Source organism: Salipaludibacillus keqinensis, from assembly GCF_003226325.1.
Taxonomy (GTDB): domain Bacteria; phylum Bacillota; class Bacilli; order Bacillales; family Salisediminibacteriaceae; genus Salipaludibacillus; species Salipaludibacillus keqinensis.
In genome coordinates this window covers 170,766-191,785 of sequence record NZ_PDOD01000004.1, presented here as the reverse complement: position 1 = coordinate 191,785, position 21,020 = coordinate 170,766, and the positions used below count along the sequence as shown (strand labels likewise).

14 protein-coding genes are annotated in these 21,020 nt (G+C 40.9%); 3 read left to right on the top strand and 11 right to left on the bottom strand.

Features of this window, described 5'->3' with window-relative positions; all coding sequences use genetic code 11:
• Window positions 1-22: 22 nt before the first annotated feature.
• From CR194_RS15800 to cyoE, 7 genes are all read right to left on the bottom strand, one after another.
• Complete coding sequence (locus CR194_RS15800) at window positions 23-8,242, bottom strand: GH36-type glycosyl hydrolase domain-containing protein (RefSeq protein WP_110610802.1); 8,220 nt, start codon at window positions 8,240-8,242, stop codon at window positions 23-25.
• A gap of 447 nt (window positions 8,243-8,689) precedes the next feature.
• The gene (locus CR194_RS15795; RefSeq protein ID WP_110610800.1) at window positions 8,690-9,259 is read right to left on the bottom strand and encodes a hypothetical protein; all 570 of its coding nucleotides are present in this window, start codon (window positions 9,257-9,259) and stop codon (window positions 8,690-8,692) included.
• A 3-nt stretch (window positions 9,260-9,262) separates the two neighbouring features.
• On the bottom strand, window positions 9,263-9,895 hold the full coding sequence (locus CR194_RS15790; protein WP_110610798.1) for an SCO family protein: 633 nt from the start codon (window positions 9,893-9,895) through the stop codon (window positions 9,263-9,265).
• Between the two features lie 82 nt (window positions 9,896-9,977).
• Window positions 9,978-11,657 (bottom strand): cbb3-type cytochrome c oxidase subunit I, encoded by a 1,680-nt coding sequence (locus CR194_RS15785; protein WP_110610797.1) that lies wholly within the window; start codon window positions 11,655-11,657, stop codon window positions 9,978-9,980.
• Window positions 11,658-11,670: 13 nt separating this feature from the next.
• Window positions 11,671-12,138 carry a cytochrome c oxidase subunit II gene (locus CR194_RS15780; protein ID WP_110610795.1) on the bottom strand — a complete coding sequence of 156 codons (468 nt, stop codon included), beginning with the start codon at window positions 12,136-12,138 and terminating at the stop codon, window positions 11,671-11,673.
• A 14-nt stretch (window positions 12,139-12,152) separates the two neighbouring features.
• Window positions 12,153-12,299, bottom strand: coding sequence for a hypothetical protein (locus tag CR194_RS20325; protein WP_158282295.1), 147 nt, complete (start codon window positions 12,297-12,299; stop codon window positions 12,153-12,155).
• A gap of 393 nt (window positions 12,300-12,692) precedes the next feature.
• Window positions 12,693-13,637 carry a heme o synthase gene (cyoE, locus tag CR194_RS15770; protein WP_110610791.1) on the bottom strand — a complete coding sequence of 315 codons (945 nt, stop codon included), beginning with the start codon at window positions 13,635-13,637 and terminating at the stop codon, window positions 12,693-12,695.
• Window positions 13,638-13,977: 340 nt separating this feature from the next.
• Here cyoE and CR194_RS15765 point away from each other — a divergent pair, with 340 nt between their 5' ends.
• Window positions 13,978-14,550, top strand: coding sequence for a GNAT family N-acetyltransferase (locus CR194_RS15765; RefSeq protein ID WP_110610789.1), 573 nt, complete (start codon window positions 13,978-13,980; stop codon window positions 14,548-14,550).
• 262 nt (window positions 14,551-14,812) lie between these two features.
• Here the strand turns inward: CR194_RS15765 and CR194_RS15760 are convergent, their stop codons facing one another.
• The gene (locus CR194_RS15760) at window positions 14,813-16,177 is read right to left on the bottom strand and encodes an MATE family efflux transporter (protein ID WP_110610787.1); all 1,365 of its coding nucleotides are present in this window, start codon (window positions 16,175-16,177) and stop codon (window positions 14,813-14,815) included.
• 240 nt (window positions 16,178-16,417) lie between these two features.
• Here CR194_RS15760 and CR194_RS15755 point away from each other — a divergent pair, with 240 nt between their 5' ends.
• Complete coding sequence (locus CR194_RS15755; protein ID WP_110610785.1) at window positions 16,418-17,164, top strand: VCBS repeat-containing protein; 747 nt, start codon at window positions 16,418-16,420, stop codon at window positions 17,162-17,164.
• 128 nt (window positions 17,165-17,292) lie between these two features.
• On the opposite strand, the gene CR194_RS15750 is transcribed toward CR194_RS15755, so the two are convergent.
• Entirely contained in the window at window positions 17,293-17,658 is a 366-nt protein-coding gene (locus CR194_RS15750) for a winged helix-turn-helix transcriptional regulator (RefSeq protein ID WP_110610783.1), read from the bottom strand.
• A 145-nt stretch (window positions 17,659-17,803) separates the two neighbouring features.
• On the opposite strand from CR194_RS15750, the gene CR194_RS15745 reads away from it, so the two are divergent.
• Window positions 17,804-18,976, top strand: coding sequence for an iron-containing alcohol dehydrogenase (locus CR194_RS15745; protein WP_110610781.1), 1,173 nt, complete (start codon window positions 17,804-17,806; stop codon window positions 18,974-18,976).
• A gap of 130 nt (window positions 18,977-19,106) precedes the next feature.
• Here CR194_RS15745 and CR194_RS15740 read toward each other — a convergent pair whose 3' ends face one another.
• Window positions 19,107-19,727 (bottom strand): hypothetical protein, encoded by a 621-nt coding sequence (locus CR194_RS15740; protein ID WP_110610779.1) that lies wholly within the window; start codon window positions 19,725-19,727, stop codon window positions 19,107-19,109.
• Between the two features lie 47 nt (window positions 19,728-19,774).
• Window positions 19,775-20,992, bottom strand: a complete 1,218-nt coding sequence (locus CR194_RS15735) for an MFS transporter (RefSeq protein ID WP_110610778.1) — start codon at window positions 20,990-20,992, stop codon at window positions 19,775-19,777.
• Window positions 20,993-21,020: the final 28 nt, after the last annotated feature.

Below are 21,020 nucleotides of genomic sequence, written 5' to 3'. Positions count from 1 at the left end.
AGGAGGAATCAACTATTTGATTTCATGAGCTTACTCCTAAATAAATTTGAACTAGGTGTTCTTTACCATCATCATTCAATAGAACTCTCGGTTGATTTTCCTCAATGGCGACCTCGACGTCATCTACCTTCAATTTTGATTTACTCTGACCTTTAACATTGTTAACTTCAATCATATAAACAGACTCTCCGAACGTGTAACGGACATAAAACTCATCCCAATCACTAGGAATCGACGGATCAATGACTAAATAGTCTCCTTGCCTACGAATGCCGAGAATCCATTCTAAGCCTGCCTGATACATCCAACCAGCCGCTCCTGTATACCACGTCCAACCAGCTTGACCTTTATGTGGCTCTGCTGTGTAAACATCTGCAGCCATCACATAGGGCTCCCCTTTATATTGTCGGACTTCATGATCTGTTCGGGTATGGGTTATCGGATTCAAAAGTTGGAACATCTCCATCGCCTGATCACCCTGACCAAGCTGACTATATGCTACAATACTCCAAATGACGCCATGAGTATACTGCGCCCCATTTTCCCGAATGCCAGGAGGGTATCCTTGAATATATCCTGGGCTGTCTTTTGTTTTATCAAAAGGAGGGGTGAGCAATCGGATCACAGAAAGATCTCGATCGACCAGTTCCCGGTTGAAAGAAGTCATCGCCTGAATGGCTCGTTCCTTCGGTGCTGCTCCTGAGATGACAGACCATGATTGAGCAATCGCATCGATTCGGCATTCGTCATTTTCAATTGAACCAAGCCAATGACCTTGGTCTGTAAATGCGCGACGATACCATTGACCATCCCATCCGTGTTCATGCAGGGCTTTGGTGATCTCTTCTCTGTTCTGTTTGAAATACGCTTCTTTAGACTGATCATTTTGCTCTGCAGACAGTTGTTCAAACCGTTTTAAAATGTCGCAGATAAACCAGCCTAGCCAAACACTTTCCCCCCGACCTTCTGCACCCACAAGGTTCATTCCATCATTCCAATCACCTACACCAATCAGCGGCAATTCGTGTTCACCTTTTCTTTTTAATGCGATATCAATCGCACGTAAGCAGTGGTCATAAATCGTTCCCGTTTTTTCTGACACGACCGTCGGTTCATAACGTTCATGTTCTCCTTCTTGAAGAACTTCACTTCGTAAATACGGAACGACTTCGTCAAGGATCGTTCTGTCTCCAGTATGATCAATATAACGAGAAACAGCGTAAGGAAGCCAAAGGAGATCATCAGAGAACATTGTTCGAATCCCCATGTTTGTTTCTTCGTGCCACCAATGTTGCACATCCCCTTCTTCATACTGATGAGCTCCGTGAAGAAGAATCTGCTTTCTTGTCTTATCAGGAAGAACGTGCAACAAAGAAAGGGAATCTTGCAATTGATCTCGATACCCATAAGCCCCACCTGATTGGTAGAAGGCTGAGCGCCCCCATATTCTACAGGCTAATGATTGATAAACGAGCCATCCATTTAACAATATATCCATTTCTTGTGACGGCGTTTCAACTTGAATATGATCCAGCGTTTTTGTCCAATAAGTGTCTACATTCTCTAAAGCGTCTCTACATGCAGCACTGTCCTTGTATTTCTTTACTAAGTTCATTGTCTCTTCTTCAGACGAGGTACAGCCGAGCAGAATATAGACCGTTTGTTGACTGTTTGGTTGCAACGTGAGTTTTCCCTGAATGGCTCCGCAAGTCTCATACATGCTCCCTGCCCGACCTGATAGTTGTTGTCGATTCATGGCAGCGGGATGAACTAAGTCTCCGTTTCTCCCAATGAATTCTTCACGGTCTGACGTCCATGATAACGCCAATTCCTCTTCCGAAAAAATGCCTAAGAAAGCATTTGCTTCTTGGAATGTTTGTTGATAATGATTCCGTGCTGTTAAGACGTTCTCTTGGGCAGACCATTTCGTAACAATATAAGGTGCATTGCTCTGACGCTGGACGCCTAACACCCATTCCGCATAATACGTCAAAGACATTCGTCTTGGCTCAAAGGAATGATTTTTCAGTGTCACTTTCATGACCTTAATCGGATCTTCTAACGGGACATACACCGTCATTTTGTGCTCGATATCATGTCTTTCATGCTCAAACTCAGTAAACCCCCTGCCATGGGTGATGAAATAGGCTTCTTTTTCATTTGCTTCAGAACGCGTTCCAGACCACACTTCTCCACTGTCTTCATCTCTTACAAATAGTTTTTCACCGGGAGGATCTAACACTGGATCATTGGACCACGGAGTTACCTTGCATTCCCGACTGTTTCGCCACCATGTATAGCCTGTACCTAACTCTGAAATAAAGCAACCGAAATGAGGGTTAGCCAAAACATTGATCCACGGTGCCGGTAAATGATCGTCGTTCTTCATTAACATCTGATATTTTTTTCCGTCAGGAGAGAACCCACCCCACCCATTGTAGAATAGTAAATCCGCTGTCTTATCTTTCATCATCGTTTTGGAAGTTTCCCGTGATGGTGGAATCGCTTGGGTTCCAATTAATTTTTTCGGTAATTCAGGGCGCATAGCATCTTTATGAATGTTTAGTTGAGAGCGTAGACTCGGCCCCCAAGCAAGCAATACTAGTCGTGCCACTGATTGAAACAGCGTTTTGTCGTCGTTATCAATTTGACTCGCTTCTATCACATGAACACTTGATGTACCTTGTCCGAAACGGTCAATCCCGTGTTCCACTGTTTGTTGTAATGCTTCTTGAAGTTGTTGGTGATAGCCTTCTTCTGATTCATTAAAAATCACAAGGTCATACAGCATACCATGTCTGCGAAGATATTCATGGGCTATTAGCATGTCTACAACGAATTTCATATTATCCAACCTGTCCACCCTAACAAGCACAATCGGCAGATCCCCAGAAATTCCGTAACTCCATAACTTTGATTGACCTTGATTATTTTTGATAATATGTTGGATCCGATCTTGCTTTAAAGGCGGACAGTACAACACTTGTCCTGCAAATGTCTGAAATTGTTGCGCCTGTTTATTCGTTATATGAAGATGACGAAGTTCAATTTCACTTCGATTCCATGCCAATTGGAAATTCCGTTCAATCATTTTAAAGGAAGAGAATCTTTGCACGATATCTACAGCTTCTTCCTTTGTATCAGCGACTGAAGTAATCGCTGCCAACTGCACTTGTTCACCTGGTTTCACTGTTATCCTTCGTCTCATAACAAAAGCAGGATCAGCCACAGAACCTATTTTCCCTTTTAAGCGTGTGCGAATTCCTTGAGGATCTGACAACGAATGTCCTCTTCCAATAAACGTTCCTCTGTCTGTTTCATACTCTACAGAACCAACCGCTTCTCCTTCTAACATAAGCGTGTGCGCCGCCCAAATCGTTTGATCATCCACTTCACGCGGTCTTCTTCCTGCAACAAGACAGCCTGATTCAGTATCAAAAGACGTACGAATAAACAATTTACTAAAAGCAGGATGTGCTTCATCGGCGATGAACGGAGCCAAGGCTAATTCTGTAAAGGTTGTTACTTCAATAATCTTTGTATCTTCACTTGTATTTGACAAAGTGACTCTTCTTATTTCAGCATCCCACTCGGGAGATACAGAAATTTCCATACTCATATCCATATCTTCATTTCTCTTCATGAATGTAGCTCGCCCAAGTTCAAATTGAACGGTTTGTTCATCGGATTCATACCGACACGGCAGGAAAGAAGGTGACCTGATCTCATCCTTTGTTGTGTCACGAACATAAATATAGCTGCCCCAGGAATCTTGTATAGGGTCCTGACGCCACCTCGAAACTGCCCGTCCTTTATGTTGACTGTATCCGCTCCCCGTATTCGTCACCACTGTCGTAAATTTACCATTTGAGAGGATACATACTTCAGGTGTTTTGGTGTGAACCGATTGAAATTCTCTCTTTATTGCCACGTTTTGAACTGGAGTTAAATAATGCTTATGTTTTCGATTCATGGCATGGTGTTCAATGACTTTTGGACGCTTCGGTACACGCTCTTGTAATAGAAGTTCAGCGGAACGCAAAGGCTTGTTCCGATGAAATCGTTCCACCATCACATCACTATGCAAGAGGTTTGTAATCGTAAGCAGACTCATCCCTTGATGATGGGCCATGTAACTTTGAATCACTTTGTAATCAGTGTCTTTAGGTAATCTCTCCTTAGTGAAATCAATGGCTTCATAGAAACCGTACTTTCCACGTCCGTTGAACTGTTCGATTTTATTTAATGCTTTGAAGCCTTCCTGCCTAGCATATGGTAACGACAAAATCGTACCGTAGGGTGAAACGACTAAATCTTGTTCCAGTCCTCGCTTGAATCCTAGGCCCGGTACGCCAAAAGCCCGATACTGATAATTCATTTGATAGTCGAAGGCGTAATAACCAGACTCTGAAATACCATAAGGAACTCCGCGCTGCTTTGCATAAACGATTTGTCTTTGGACAACACCTCGATATGTGGTTTCCCAAAGAGAATGTTTATACGTCTTCATGAAGATCATTGGCATCAAATACTCAAACATCGTTCCTGACCAAGACAACAGAACGGGTGTATTTTCTACTTTGCTCATCGTTCTACCAAGCGTATTCCAATGATCAACGGATACTTGCCCTAAGGCTATAGCGATATAGCTTGCCTGTCTCGCTTCTGATGCCATTAAGTCATAAAGGACATCATCTTGACTGTTTCTGTCCACTTGATAGCCTAACGAGAATAGTTTGGCCTGATGATTGTATAGTGGGCGGAAATTTGTGGCATGAATGGTCTCATCTATTTGAGTAACTAGGCTCTCAACGCGTGATTGCCAACTAGATTGGTTTCTTTTAGCAGTGAGTCCCTTTATATTTACAGGGGCCAATTCCTCTGAAAGAGCTAACTTGAGTGTTTCTTTTTCAAACGGCGGTGTGGGAGCAGACTCATGGAAAGCATTTAGCCACTCCAATACCCCTTCTTTAACAGCGATCAAACAGCCAACAAAATTTCCTGAATCCACTGTTGAGACATACGTTGGGTGAAGAGGCTCTAATGTGACCGTATCGTACCAGTTATAAAGGTGTCCTTCCCACTTTTCCATTCTTTCGATCGTGTCCATCGTTCTTTCAATTCGCTCTATCATTTCTTCCGTGGTAATAAACGAGAAATCTTTGGCTGCTATAACACTTGCCAAGTAGAGGCCAATGTTTGTAGGTGAAGTTCGGTGTGCAATCCCTTTAGCAGGGTTGATTTGAACATTATCCGGTGGCAGCCAATTATCGTCTTCTATAACGTAATCGTTATAAAACGACCATATGTCTTTGGAAAGTTTCGTCAATTCTTCTTTTTCACTAGAAGAAATTTGCCAATGGTCTTGTGAAATCGGGCTATCAAGCCACCTTATAACGAATGGCGCCAACACCCACAAAAAAGCAAAAATCACTCCTACGATGAGCGAAAAAATTTCTCCTGTTAAGAAAAGAACGATGACAAGGAAAGCGGTGATGACATATCCGCCAAACAATCCTGCGATCATAGGCCTGTCTCTATCTTCAATGGACTTGTCTACGTCGGCGGCTGGTGTCCACTCCAACAGTCTCCTCTTTGAAACACTTAACCGGTAGAGTGTTCTTCCTATCGCGTCTAATAAAAGTGCAGCCTGAAAAGGAAGAGTAATGATAGTCGTCATTACTTGAATGAATGTTTGTAAGATGGACCTTGAAAACCAGCCGCCTTGATGAAATGTTAATAATTGGCGAATGACAGGCAAAAAGAACGTTGCCAAAACAAGTCCAGTCCAAAATGCTGGACTTCCAGGAAAAATCGTTAGACCTCCAATGAGAAGGAGTAGTAATCCCGGTACCATCAAACTTCTACGCAAATTATCGATAATTTGCCAGCGAGTTAACACCGATAAGTCTACAGGGACAACCTCGCCTCTCCTGTTTCGTGTTTTCGGTAAAAGCCAGAGAAGCAACTGCCAGTCTCCACGAACCCAACGGTGCAGACGCTTCTGATGAGCGAAGAATTTAGCAGGATGATCATCTACAAGCTCAATATCTGAAAGGAAGCCAGCCCGTAAGAATCCACCTTCGAGTAAATCATGGCTCAATAAACGGTTTTCGGGAATACGTTCACAGAGTACTTGGTGAAATGTATCCACATCAAATATTCCTTTTCCTGTGAAGATTCCCTCACCTAAGCCATCTTGATATGGATCTGACACTGCGAAGGAATAAGGATCAACTCCTGGATCCGCTGCTCGCATGGAGGCAAACCGAGAACGGCTTGCTGCTTCATGGCTCATCCCAATTCGTGGTTGGAGAACACCATATCCATCAACGACTCTTGTGCCACTTAGATTCAACCTTGGTCGATTAAAAGGTAAATGGATCGCTCCAACCATTCTTTGGGCACTTTCGAGGGGAAGTTCGGTATCCGCATCTAATGTAAGAATATACCGAATTTCTTTCAATCTCTTTCTATCCCCAACGATCACATCAAAACTAGTCGTTGGTTTTCCTTTTAACAACTCGACAAACTCAACCAATTTCCCTCTTTTTCTTTCCCATCCCATCCACATACTTTCCGACCCATTCCATACGCGGCATCGATGAAAAAGGTAAAAGGAGCTGTCACTATACGTGTCATTTAGCCTTGCCACCTTTTCTTTAGCAGCTTGTAAAATGTCACGGTCCCCTGGAGCATTCTTATTCTCGTAATCCTTAAAATCTCCTAATAAAGCAAAATGAAGGTTGGCCGTTCTGTTCGCTAAATAATGTAATTCTAACCGTTCAGTTAATTTTTCTACTTCGTTTTGATCGGACCAAATGACAGGAATGACGACTATCGTCTTTGCGTCTTCAGGTACTCCCTCTGAAAAGTCATACTTCAGTAATGGAACAGGCTGTGTAACCTTCTCGATCATCCAATGCCCTAACACGACTGCCCATTCACTGGCTGGTAGTATCAACACCAGACCTATTACGATCCACTCCAATGGGGATAGAAATGAATTTTGACTGACTAACAAGAATAGAACGGTGAACACAAGAATAAATAAACCAGAGTAAAGGGCGAAAAAAGATGTTGTCGCCTTTTTTTTCATACCACTTCTAAAATTCCCTTTAGGTTTACTGCATGATTTCAATGCTTTCCTTAACAAAACAAGACCTTTAGTCTCCAATAAATAGTACGAAACAAAGGTATCTTTAGATAATTGATGTAAGGAGTGGTCCATCTGTTGATCAAACCTTGTGTTAGCGAGTTCCAAGGCTTTCGTTGCAATCAGGTTTTCTGGTACACCCATTCTTCGAGCCAACGTTTCAACTCGCTTTCTCAGGGTCTCTCTACTTGCAAAATCCATGTCTGAATAAACTCCGGCAGATTCTTTACTTAAAGTTTGCTCTACGAGACTCAACTCTTCAAACTCTTCTTGCCAGTCCCAGCGAATGAGTTGTCGCAAACTAGTAATTAAATTCCCCGTCGTCAATTGATAACTTGCCTGAAGTTGATATTCATACGACATAATATGATCTAAACTCTCGGGCCCATTTTCAAGTTTACACATGAGCCATTCACCGACCGTGACGGAGTAATCGGCCCGTTCACGAAGGTGCTTAACTAAATGAACCGTCATCGGCCCTGACAGTGGCAATTCAAAACCTTCCTTATCTAAGACCTCTTTTAATTTTTCGGGAGTTAACGATTCTGTTTCAATATCAGCAAGCATAGCCTCTACTTGCTTGCAAATATCGTGTCGTTCCTCAATCGTTTCCATACTAGAGGCAAGATGGCGAATAAGGGCAACACGCAACATTAAAGGCAAAGACCATACCTCTCCCAATGTCAAAATGGACACTTCCTGATATGCTTTGAGGTACCCTTTAAATGTATGATTCGTTAAGACTCCATCAGTGAGATTGACGTAATCGGAGCAAAGGGAAAGAACTCTCAGCTCTCCTGTGTTTTTCAGATGTGGTAAGGAGTTCAAATATTGCTTGGATGAACTCTCTTTTATAGAAAGAAACTGTTCTTCAATAAACTCTTTGTTATCTAACAGCCACTCTTCAGCTGGTTGTGAACAAGACAGTTCCGTTTGATATAATTTCTCAACAAACGAACGTATTTCTTCAAGATGAGTTTCATTTCTTTTCCAAAAACGGCTCGATGATCTCTTTTTCACGAAAGGATCATGCTTTAACGCCGAATGGTGTGCTTTTTCTTGCAGCTGTTTAATAGTTAACGTCATGAGTCAAATCCCCCAAATATTGTATATCAAAAATGAAAGTCACTCTGTGAAGGGTTTTCATATTTGAGGGAAATTATTCATGTTTAGGGTCGAAAAAGTGAGATTTCATCTAAAATGCTGTTTTAGATAGATCTTAATTTGTCGTTATTAGCATTTTACGATTTGAAAAATCAGAAAGGTAGTTTGCTCAGTGAAGGTCATTTTTTGGTTTCTTGGTTCGTATAAGTGAGAGCGGTATTACTATATAACTTCAACAGTCATAGTGAGGGAGATAAAGGCTAGTTGAGGACTTTATTTAGTTTAATTTGTTTTTTTGTCCTGTATTTGGCTGTTAAGAGACGAACTTATGCTGATTGGGATTAATTCCATATAATTGTGTGAAAATAAAAGGTCATCATCATGACCCGTGATATAATCAGCGGTATGATGATGACCCAAATTAATTTTTCATTCAGCCAGACCTTCATATTGCATTGGGTCAATCAACACATTGTAAACCAAATATATGACCATACAAGCAGCCATCGTGATGAATCCCCACCCTAGGGTGATTTGTTCGATCATAAGGTAGTTGTTACACAGTTGCTCAGGCCAAGCGATATAAAGCAATCCCATCATGATAAACATAATTGTAAAACTAATAATGACGATATTCTTAAGAAAAGATGTGAGTTTTGCCCAACTGTCCCGAAGAGGCACTCCTGCCAAAAATGGTAAGCTGATATATTTAAAGATCTCTACTGTCTGACTAGTCAGTGCGTCATCCATTGCCCTTGGGAGCATCCAGTAAATCATGATAATAGAAAATAATAATATGCCCGGATAACCTCTTTGATTCCATTTTTCGAAAAACGCCGGATATTTCTTTTGGAAATAATATGCCATCAAAAAGCCGGCAATGACTAACAAAGGCATTTGCATATGCATATGGACAATCATGATCGACTCTAACAAATTAGCGACAGGGGGAAGTGCCAAAAATACGAGCAATAGGAACCCAAACAGAAATTGATTCATCTCTTATTCCCCCTCCTTTGCTTCTAATAGAGTCATCACCCGTTGAGTCGCACTGTCAACATCAGTAAAATCCATGATATCTTTAAGGTGACCTTGTCGATCCACAAGATAGAACGCTGAATTGTGGGCGAACTTGCCTTTTCCATCAGGAATGACGATGACGCCGAACTCTTCCAATAAAGCGTCCAACTCTGATTGCTCAGTAATGGTTGCCATCCGCCACGTTTCACCATCGGCATGGAACATGTCTTTATAGACATCCAATGTCTCAGGATCATCTCGCTCTGGATCAAAGCTGATACTTAGAAAAATAATATCTTCGCCTAGATAGTTTTCGGGAATCTGATCATAAACCATGCCCATATTCATTTCCAACAATGGGCACTCATCGCCACACGACGTGTAAATAAAAGTAATAAAAATATACTTATCTTCAAACTCAGCAATCGAATACGTTCGCTCCTGACTGTCTGTAAACGTAACGTCAGGAAATTCAGGTTGCTCATTTACTAATTGATTTACTCTGGCCGTTTCTGCTGTATAAGCAGTAAATCCATCTGTGCCCGTGTATAATAACACCAACCCAAAGACAATAACTATAAAACATGCGATAGCAGTGTGCTGTTTTTTGATCATATTACTCACGTCCTAATTTTGGTTTACTGGAGATAAAGAGACAGGGGAATTAGTCATGCTATCTATTTATCTCCATTCATAATTACCAAGTTTGAAAGGGTGGTGATCCCGGTGGCGCGTTAATGATCATTTCAACTAATGGGATGACATAAGCCATCGCAATCAACAACAGCATGATGACGATAATACGTCCCCATTTTTCCGTCCAATAAGGGGTTTTTGTCGCATGATTCTCGACTTCAGCAATCGGAAATTCCGTCTCCCCTTTTGGTGCAAAAAACATGAGATAAACGACTGCATATACTTGAAGAATAATGCCGACCATCAGTAAGGTGCCTCCTATAGCTAAGAAAAATAAATATGGATCCCAGCTTAATGCCGTTGCATTGTCAAAATAGGTCGTGTAGGAGGTTCGTCGAGGCGACCCTAACAGACCTACCCAATGCATTGCTCCGGCCATGAAGATCATTCCCGTCGTCCAAATAATTGTTTGGATCACACCTAACTTATTAATTGCCGGGGTTAACACTCGTTTCGATAAGAAAGGAACTAACCAATAGCTAATTCCAAAGAACGTAAGAACAACGGTCGTTCCTACTGTTAAATGGAAATGTCCAACTACCCACATCGTATTATGAACCACCTGATTTAACTGGTTCGTGCTCTGAACAATACCGCCTGCACCGCCTGGAATAAAGGCAATCATTGCAATCATTGGCGCTAAAAATCGCACATCGCCCCATGGTAATTTATTAAACCAACTGAAGACTCCTTTTCCGCCTTTTTTTCTAGCTGTTTTTTCAAATACGGAGAACATTGCATACGCAGTCATTAATGATGGGAAGCCAATCGCTAAACTCATAAACACATGAAGGAATTTCACTGATTCTGCAATCCCTGGATCAATAATCTGGTGATGAAAACCACCAGGAATGTTGAGGACAACGAGCATGATAATAACGACGCGAGTTAACATGTCGCTAAATCTTCTACCACCGATAAGCTTCGGTACCACAACATACCATGCGGATACCGCTGTTAAATACCAAATATTAACAAGTGTGTGTCCGAATGCCCAAAACAGTGTTCGAGCGACCAGTACATTAATGGTTTCCACCCATCCTAGCGCCCAAGGAATAATCATAAACACTTCGATTGCGACCGGTATACTGCCGAAAAACAAAAGTACGAATACACCGGTTGCGAAATAAGAAAGGATCGGAACGTGCTGTCCTTTGTTATTTTTCCGCCAGTTTGCCACTTGAGTAAAGCACCCAAACGCACACATCCATACACCTAACACGATGAATACGAGCCCTATATAGAAAATAGGTGATGCAGCCATTGGCGGGTAAAAGGTGTACATGACGGTCGCTTGATTTAAAAGAATCGGAATAACTGCTAATACGAAACCGAAAATTTTCATTCCAAAACCAATCCATGCCATCTTTCTTACTTTAGGTAACAGCCCTCCTAAATTGTGTGAGAGAACGGCGTAGAAATAACCAATCGTAAAGAAAGCTGTTAAGACTAGGACTAACAGTAAGCCGTGAGCCGTTAATACTTGGTAGTAATTAAACCATGTGGGCAAATTGAACAGTCCCGCTCGATTTAATCCTTGCAGTAAACCTAATACTCCTCCAATAAGTAAAGCAGCAAAAGCAACAAGTAAATAAGATTTGGAAATAATCGCATCTTTAGGACTGATGCCCAGTACCTTATTTGCTTTTTCTGTAAATGAAATGTTCCTTGCTGTTTCCATTGCGATCCCCCCCTTATTTCACCGTAATCGTGGTCGCCATGAATTGATGACCAGTCCCGCAATATTCGTTACATAACATTAAATATTCACCAGGCTCGCGGAACGTTTGCGTAATCCTTTGAACATGTCCTGGCATAACCATGGCATTCATGTTCGTTCCAGCCACTTGGACTCCGTGTGTAACATCTTTAGACGTCATCGTGAAATGAACCGTGGATCCTGCCGGTATTTCAATTTCCCCAGGATTAAAACTGAAAATCTCCAGCGTCATGACCACTTCATATTCATTCTCACCAATCTGATAAACACCTGGCTCATCGAATGGCGCTGTTTCATCCACCCTTTGCGGATCAATTGTTTCCATCTCACTAGGCGGTCCCATTCCTAATACAAACGTCTGATAACCTGTGAAAAACATAAATCCCATAATCATCCCAAAACTAATGATTAACCATATCTTTTCATCAAGATGCATTTTCATCTCTGACTCCCCCCTTAAACTCTCGTTAAATAAATGGCAAACATTAAAATGAAGGTACTAAAAATAACCGCTCCAACAATGCCTAAGGAAACCCATGTACCTATTTGGGCACCTCGCTCTTCAATGACTTCTTCTTCCTGGTTAACTTTTCTTTCCTCCATGGAAAATCAACCTCCTTATGTTCTTGTTACTTCTAGAGTAATTGAGAATGAGAATCGATGAGGTGAGCTATATCACTTAAAGTTAAAATTGGGCAAAATAGTTTATTTTGTGGGTTTTGTTCGCTTTGTCAGTTCATGTCGGGCGATATTCTGAAGTCGGGAAGCAGGAGGATACGTTATACAAATTCTCAATTAGATGGGTGGAGATCGTATTCGGTTGTTTTCAATCTTGGTGTTTGGAGACCAATATATCGTTTTTCCTCTCTGTTCGTCTCCAACCTCGCTCCCTGCCTCATCTCTTCAAAAATCGACCACAAAAAAAGCTCCAAAGGTTTGCAATCAGAATGCAAACCTTTGGAGCAAGTATCTAAGATTACCTATAGCCAACCTAGACTAATGAAAAATCGGTAAGGTGATAACGACCATCATGACAAATAGAATGGTTAAATAATTTACTGAATACAAAAACATGATTCGAGACCAAGCCATATCATTTTTTGTATAAAATCCGTAAATACTCATAGCAAGCCACGCGACGTTGAGTATGGTTGCGACGATCATAAACGTCATCCCTAGAGATGCAGTTAAAAAGAAGGGTAGCGGCAACAGCAGTGCAATAAAAACCACCATTTGCTGCTTAGTTACCTTGAACCCACGCACAACTGGAAGCATAGCTACTTTAGCTAAACGGTATTCATCACACTTTCTCATAGCAATAGCAAAAGTGTGCGGCATTTGCCAAATAAAGATGAGCACAAACAACATAATTGGAACAATATGAACTGCCGAATCAATGGCTGACCAGCCAATTAAAGGAGTCACTGCGCCGGATACACTACCAATCAGTGTATTCATCGCGTATCTTCGTTTCGACCACATCGTATAAAGGACAACATAGGTAAACCAGCCAATAAACCCGTAGATAGCCGCTTCCATCGTTGTGAACAGGAGTAAAACAAAGCCGATGGCAGAAACGGAAATCCCTATTGTTAATACTAGTTTAAGAGACATTGTCCCCGTCACAGTGGGACGCTTTTGCGTTCGGGCCATCAAGCGATCAATATCCACGTCGTACCAATTATTCATCACGAGGGCCCCGCCCATAACCAAGGTACTTCCTGCTATCGTCAATGCGAACACACCCCAGTGGTCCGCGATGGACAAGTTGGAAAAGTACAAGGCTAACCAAAATCCGGTAAACACCGGTAGCACATTTGCTACTAATACAATCAACTTGAAAAGTGCCTTTATATCAGAAAATAAGCTCGTATTCTTTTGACCATCTAAAGAAATCCCGTTCCTTGCTTTTGTAGATGAAGGAACTTGTTCAGCAATCATGTTAACTTCCCCCTAATAAAACTCCAAATAAATATAAAGCAATTATAATTTATCATATATTTGTGGCTTTTCGTGAAAATATGCTCTTTTATGGTTAGGAGATGATATCCATTTACCACTTATTGTTCACATTTTAGTCACAGTTAACTAGTTTACAAAACTTTTCGATCATACTTTCGTAGATAAAAGAGACTAATGGTGGCTTGTCACATGAAAAATATATTGCAGTGGATAAATGAAATAATGATTAAACGAGCTTGCACAGACCGGGAAATGCTCTATAATATGGATTAACTTCTTACCCATTCTTTTAAAATATGAAGCGAAAGGATCGATAATGATGAATCCTATTTTAAGAGACTTCCCTAATGAATTTGAAACAGATCATTTACTCATTAGACTACCAAAGCCAGGCGACGGACCCGCTGTCAATGAGGCATTAAAAGCTTCAATAAATGAGTTGAAGCAGTGGCTTCCCTTTGCCTATGCCCAGCAGGAACCAACAGTCGAAGATACTGAAATAAATGTACGCGAAGCTCACCTGAAATTTCTCAAACGAGAAGATTTACGACTGCATATTTTTCATAAAAAAACATTAACTTTAGTAGGCTGCACGGGACTCCACCGCATTGATTGGGACGTTCCGAAGTTTGAGATAGGATATTGGGTTGACACTCGCTTCACAGGAGAAGGTTACATCACCGAAGCGGTTGAAGGATTATCGAAGTTTGCCTTCTCTGAATTGAATGGGAAGCGTTTGGAAATACGCTGCGATGCGAAAAACATGAAAAGCAGAGCAGTCCCCGAGAGACTGGGTTTTCCATTAGAAGGGGTCCTTAAAAATGATGATCGGTCCGTCGATGGTAAGGAGCTTCGGGATACGTGTGTGTATGCTAAGATAGCGGAAAAATGAATCGAGGGGGCATCTCAAGAAGAATAACGCTACAAGTACAGTTGGTTGCGAAACTCGTCGAATATTGTTATACGAACGAATAGTTCAGCTATACAATGCAACTCCAACTGTATACAAATTAACTTCGTTTCTATATGAACTAATTCGGATGTATATGATGCAACTTCACTTTTATTCCGTGCAACTAATTCTCCCAACATATCTGTTATCCGCAAACATGTATAAAGCCGAAGCAAATATTCTCTTCAGCTTTTCAGGTATATTAAGTCTTTTGAAGTTGCATTTCAGCTCGGCGCTGAACGATTTGAAGTCTCACATAAAAACCGATCGCCGCACACGTCAATCCTAGCGTAATTCCCACCCACAGACCAAAGGGCCCTAATCTAGTGAACGCCGCAAGTGAATATCCGGCAGGAATCCCAATAATCCAGTAAGAAATAAACGCCGTGATAAACGGAACTTTTACATCTTTATAACCTCTTAACACCCCTTGAAGTCCTGATTGAGCCGCGTCTGACAACTGATATACGATGGCAATGATAAAGAAATGTCCCGCCATGATAACCACTTCCCGGTCATTCGTGTAAAGGTAAGCGATTTGCTCTCTGAAAAAGTAGAGAAATACGGCTCCCACAGCTAAAATTCCAATTCCACCCCACACGCCTAAACGACCGTACTGTTTAGCTGCCTCAATCTTTCCGCCCCCAACTGAGAACCCGACGACGATCGTTAACGCCATGGAAATACTGAGCGGGATCATGAAGATCAATGAAGTGAAACTCAGAGCGATCTGATGTGCCGCAATTGTTACCGTCGTAAACATTATCCCCATCAACAATGTCACCACAGAAAAAATGCTCGACTCAAAGAAAATAGAAAGACCGATAGGGACCCCAATCGAAAGCTGCTCTTTCCACATTTTCCATGAAGGCTTGAACCATTTCACAAAAATTTGATAATGCCTGATGACGTTAATTTTAAAGGTCATCCATATACTTAATACTAAGATGATCCAAAAAGTGACTGCCGTAGCATAGCCTGCGCCTACTCCACCAAGTGCAGGTAGACCAAAGTTCCCAAAAATAAATCCGTAGTTTAACAGAACATTGAACGGAACGGCTAGAACAGTGATAATCATCGTGATTCGGGTAAAGCCTTGACCGTCGAAGAAATTCCGCAGCACACTGGCTAAAAACAACGGGATGATCCCAATCGATAATCCGATTAAATAATGATGTGAAATATGCGTGACAGCATCAGTTAAATTCATCAACGTCAATATTGGCTCCAATAAGAAAGATCCACTAATCAATACAACGACAGCAAGAGCCATCGACAAGTACATAGCCTGCGTCACCGATTCCGCTATACTTTCCCGCTTCCCACTTCCCACTAACTGAGCCACGATCGTCGTTACCGCTAATAAAATGCCGTTGATTCCTGTAAATACAGGCAACCACAAACTGGATCCAATGGCTACACCGGCTAAATCATCCGTTCCGACTCTTCCGGACATGATCGTGTCCACTAAGCTCATAGCAAATAAACTGACCTGTGTCACCATGATCGGCCATAATATCATCAAAAATAATTTCAGTTTTTCTCTTCTTGTTTCTACATGTTTCATCGTTTTCACCTATAGTTTCATTATTAATTTTTTATGTCATTGGGTTAAATGGAGAGCTGTCTCACTCCGTTGAATTAAATCGGTATAGAAAGACTATTTAACAAAACTATTATTTTGACTAACTCATCCCATCATACCATTCTATCAAAAAGAAGGCTGATACTGCGCACTAAACTGCAAGTAAATAATTCTTCCATTTAGGCATATGGTGTATAAACAGGTCATGAGAGGGATGATTCCATGAATGATTTCCGCTTTGCTGGACAAGGGGCACCGCCACAAATTTATGTCCTTGATACAAAATATGGAGATGTCACTGGTGATGGAGTCATCGATACAGTCTTCTTAGTAGGAGAAAAACCTTATGGGACAGAAAGCCCCTTCGTCGACCATATCACTGTCTTCATTCAAGATGGTCAGACGCACCTCTATTATAGGGTAATCCCTAAAGAAGCTTCAGGGTATAATCCAACGATTTTTTTAGGTGATTTTACAGGGAATCATGTCGATGACATCCTCATAAGTACCTCATCCGGTGGCAGCGGTGGCTACGCGTTTTATGATATGTACGCTTTTATCAACCATCGTCCGGTACTTATATTTAATCACGAAACATTTAATGAGCACTATACGTATACCGTGACTTATAAAGATCACTTTCAAGTAAAAGTTGTCGGTAGCGATTCAAAAACTTATACGATAGACATTACGTATAAAGGAGAAGAATATCTCGCCGAAATCTATGAACCTGATGGCAGACTGAAAGAGTCGATTGAAGGCTGGGTTAATCCGTTAGGAGACTTATACCCCGTCGACTTCCAGAGGGACGGAGTCTATGGTTTATATGCCGCTCGACGCATCGCTGGCAGGTATAATGCCGATGGTCTCGGGTATGTACAGATGTCGTTAGAGTGGGACGGGCGTCAGTTTATGCCGTTTTTTCAGACCGTCGGGATTTTTGGTGGAGATAGCTCTGCCACACCATAATTGCTAAATAATTTCATACTTTGAAGTACCCCCACTTTTCAACAAGTATAAGTGGGGGTTTCTCAACTAATTGAAGACTAATGTAAAAAAACAACTGAAACCATTAAAGGGAACAACATACGAATGAACTACAAAATCGAATACTGAACATTGTCTTTCTCTTTTCCAACGGTATCCATATATTTTCGGCCCCATTGGTACATGGATTCCAATATTGGGATTAACGTTTCACCATGCTCGGTCAGTGAGTATTCCACTTTTGGGGGTACGACCGGATAGACTTCTCTGTGAATGAGTTTGTCTTCTTCCAATTCTCGTAGCTGCTTAGTGAGCATTTTTTGCGTTATGTTAGGTAGCATCCTTTTTAATTCACCAAATCGTTTAGTGCCTTCTTTGCCTAAATGCCATAGGATGATCATTTTCCATTTACCTCCGATTAGAGATAATGTGAGTTCCTTTTCGCAGTTAAATTTTTGCTCTGATTCTCGAGTCATTTTGTAATCCTCCTACGTGTAGATCTTTTGTATAGTATCCTCTATGATACTACGTGCTTTAAAAGTGCGTACTATCATTATACAACTACTACATTTAGAATTGAAACTGAAACAGATTATCAGATTTTAAAGGAGGATTTACAATATGAGTCGTTTTACGATCCCACGTGATATATATTTCGAAGAGAATGCTCTTGAAGTGCTTCGGTCATTTGAAGGAAAAAAAGCCGCCCTTATCATTGGCGGAGGTTCTGTTAAAAGAAACGGAAACCTTACTCGCATTCAGGAACATTTGGCTGCTGCCAATATAGAAACAGAGGTGTTGGAAGGGTACAATACCGAGCCCACTTCTGAAATGGTTAAAAAAGGTGCAAAGGATCTGGAATCGTTCCAGCCTGATTGGATTATCGGTATTGGTGGTGGTTCTGCTATGGATGCGGCTAAAGCCATCTGGCTCTTTTATGAACACCCAGATCTGTCTTTTGAGGATGCAACGAAGCCCTTTGAACTTCCACGCCTTCGCACAAAAGCGAAGTTTGCTGGTATCCCTACCACAAGTGGAAGTGGGTCTGAAGTTTCCAATCTTTCCGTGGTAGCTGATGAAAAAACGAATATTAAATACCCGTTAGCTGATTTTGAGCTAACACCAGATATTGCGATTATCGATCCTATCATGATCGAAAATTTGCCTAAACACATCGCAGCTTACACTGGTATGGATGCATTTACACACACGATCGAATCTTACGTTGCGAAGCCACGTACCGTATACACAAATATTCTTGCCATTGGCAGTGCCGAAGTTATTAAAGACAACTTGCTTGCTTCTTATCAAGGCGATCAAGAAGCTGCTAAGCAAATGCATAGCATTCAAGCAATGGCTGGCATGGCATTTGCGAATGCTGTACTTGGAAACGTTCATAGTCTGGCCCATAAGAGCGGTCCGACCTTTGACATTCCACACGGTTATGCCAATGCCATTTACTTGCCATATGTCATTCAATTCAACCGAGCGGTCGTTGAAGATCGCTTTGCTGATCTCGCTCGTCGCCTCAAACTTGAAGGGGAAACAGATGCGGAATTGACAGATGCACTTGTTGAGTATATCTACCAATTAAATAAAGACCTTGGTCTTGCCACCACTCTACAAGAGTTCGGCGTGTCTGAGGAAGATTTCAACGAGCACCTAGATACCATGGCTAAAAACGCATTGGAAGACCCATGCACTGGTACCAATCCGCGTGAAACATCTTTCGAACAGATGAAAGATCTTTATAAAGCTTCTTACTATGGCAAAGATGCTTTAGTAAAAGCGTAAATAAAGATATAAAGGAAACCATAAAGCGGAGCTTAGGAATACCACCTATGCTCCGTTTTTGCTTTAATAGAGACATCATTTAAAATCTCCCCCAAAAAGCCTACTCACTTGCCTTGCTAATCGTACATTACTAAATCCCAAATTCTCGTTCATACGTTTTATGCAACAAATACCTTTGCAATCCTTTTGTGTGTTGCTTCGCCTTTTCAGCATAGTTTTTAGCCTGGGGTATGTTGTTAAGCTTTTTTTTCCTTTCTGCTAACAAAGCTTGTTTCATCCATTTTGGTGAAACTTGTTCAATGATCTCATTAGCACCATTAATATCGACTTCTTCTAGTAAGATCATCGCTTGATAATACAAACGATAAGGTTGCGATTTAATTTCGCTGAAGTGGGATTTTGCCACGTCGAGCTTATTAAAATACAGTGCTTCCACGACTTTGTATATGGCTTTACGAGATGTTGAATGACGCTTTTTTAATAGCTTTTCTGTTGTATCCTTTACCTCTTCATCCATCTCATTTGCCAAGGCATAAATAATATAAAAATTTGGGTCATGTTTATTTTTTAATAGAAACTTTTCAATTCTATCAATATTTTTCTCCAAAAAAACCGTATATAGTAATGGAAACATGACACCTGAAACAAATAATAGCAATGCCGCTCCTATGAGAAAAATGTTATCAACTTGGAACAAATGTAGTGTTAGAAAACAAATTAAACTAAGGACAAACGCAATAACGTACCGCATGGAAACACCTCCCCTCTTACGATATTATTTTCAAGAATAGAAATAGGTCATTTTTCATTATAAACATTCGAAAACGGTGGTTTAAAAACTAAAATAGTATAAATAAGTGATGAAACAAACATGACCGAGGCTAGACCCACAATGGTAACTCTTAATGAAAAAATATCCCCAAGAAAACCAACCGCCAAGATGAGTACGATTTGCGCTACACTTTGAAATAATTGAATAATGCTTGTCACTCTTCCCATCAAATCAACGGGAATATTATTTTGATAGAATGTCGTGATTCCAGCATTTAAAAATACTAAAAAGAACCCTAATATCATGAACCCAATAACGATTGACCCAAATGACCATGAAAAGGCGTAAATGAGATAACCAATGGAAGACATCATAATTCCAATGACGATCATATACCTCAATGAAAAATGAGATGAGAATATGGATAGTAATAGTCCACCAGTCACTGAGCCAATACCAGTAATACTAATTAATAAACTATATTCAACTTCGGATAAGCCAATCACTTGCTGAGTGAAAACAACTTCTTGTGCGTCCATCGCAAAGGTCGCCACCATTATAAAAATGAAGCCTAGATAAATAAATGTTATGTACTTATTTTTAGACATAAATGTTGTCACAGTGGTGAAGTCTTTTTTGACCTGAGCAATAGTGAGAGAGGGTATAGACTCCTTCTCAATCTTTTCATTATTTGGTAGCACGATTAATAACAGTGCCGCCATGATAAAAAACAGTCCGTTTAGCCATAAAGTTGTATTTATACTAGTGACAAGAATCAACCCTCCACCTATTGCCGGACCTATGATAAATGCCGACGAAGAGGTAAACGAGCGTACAGCATTGAATCGTTTTCTCATCTTTATAGGAACGGTCATCGTAGTATAAGTCATGGACGCCGGACCGAAAAATGCTTTCGCAATACTTAAAAACATTAATAAGAAGTAGATAAAACCAATGTTAGGTGCCAGTGGAATCAACATAATAAAGAACCCACGGAAAAGATATGTTTGTATCATGATCTTTCTTTTACTTCGATAATCTATGTAACTCCCCGTCCAAAACTTCGTCAAAATATTGGTCAATGGACCTATAATCCAAAGTATAGCTACGGCTGTCGCAGATCCAGTCATTTGATATACGATCAGGTTAATGGCAACCAGATAAATAAAATCACCTATGTTTGCCATACCTAAAGATGACAGCAGGATGATTGGGTTGCGCCACCTGCTCATTTCTTTTTCCATTATATCCCTCCCTCGCTTTTAGGTTAAC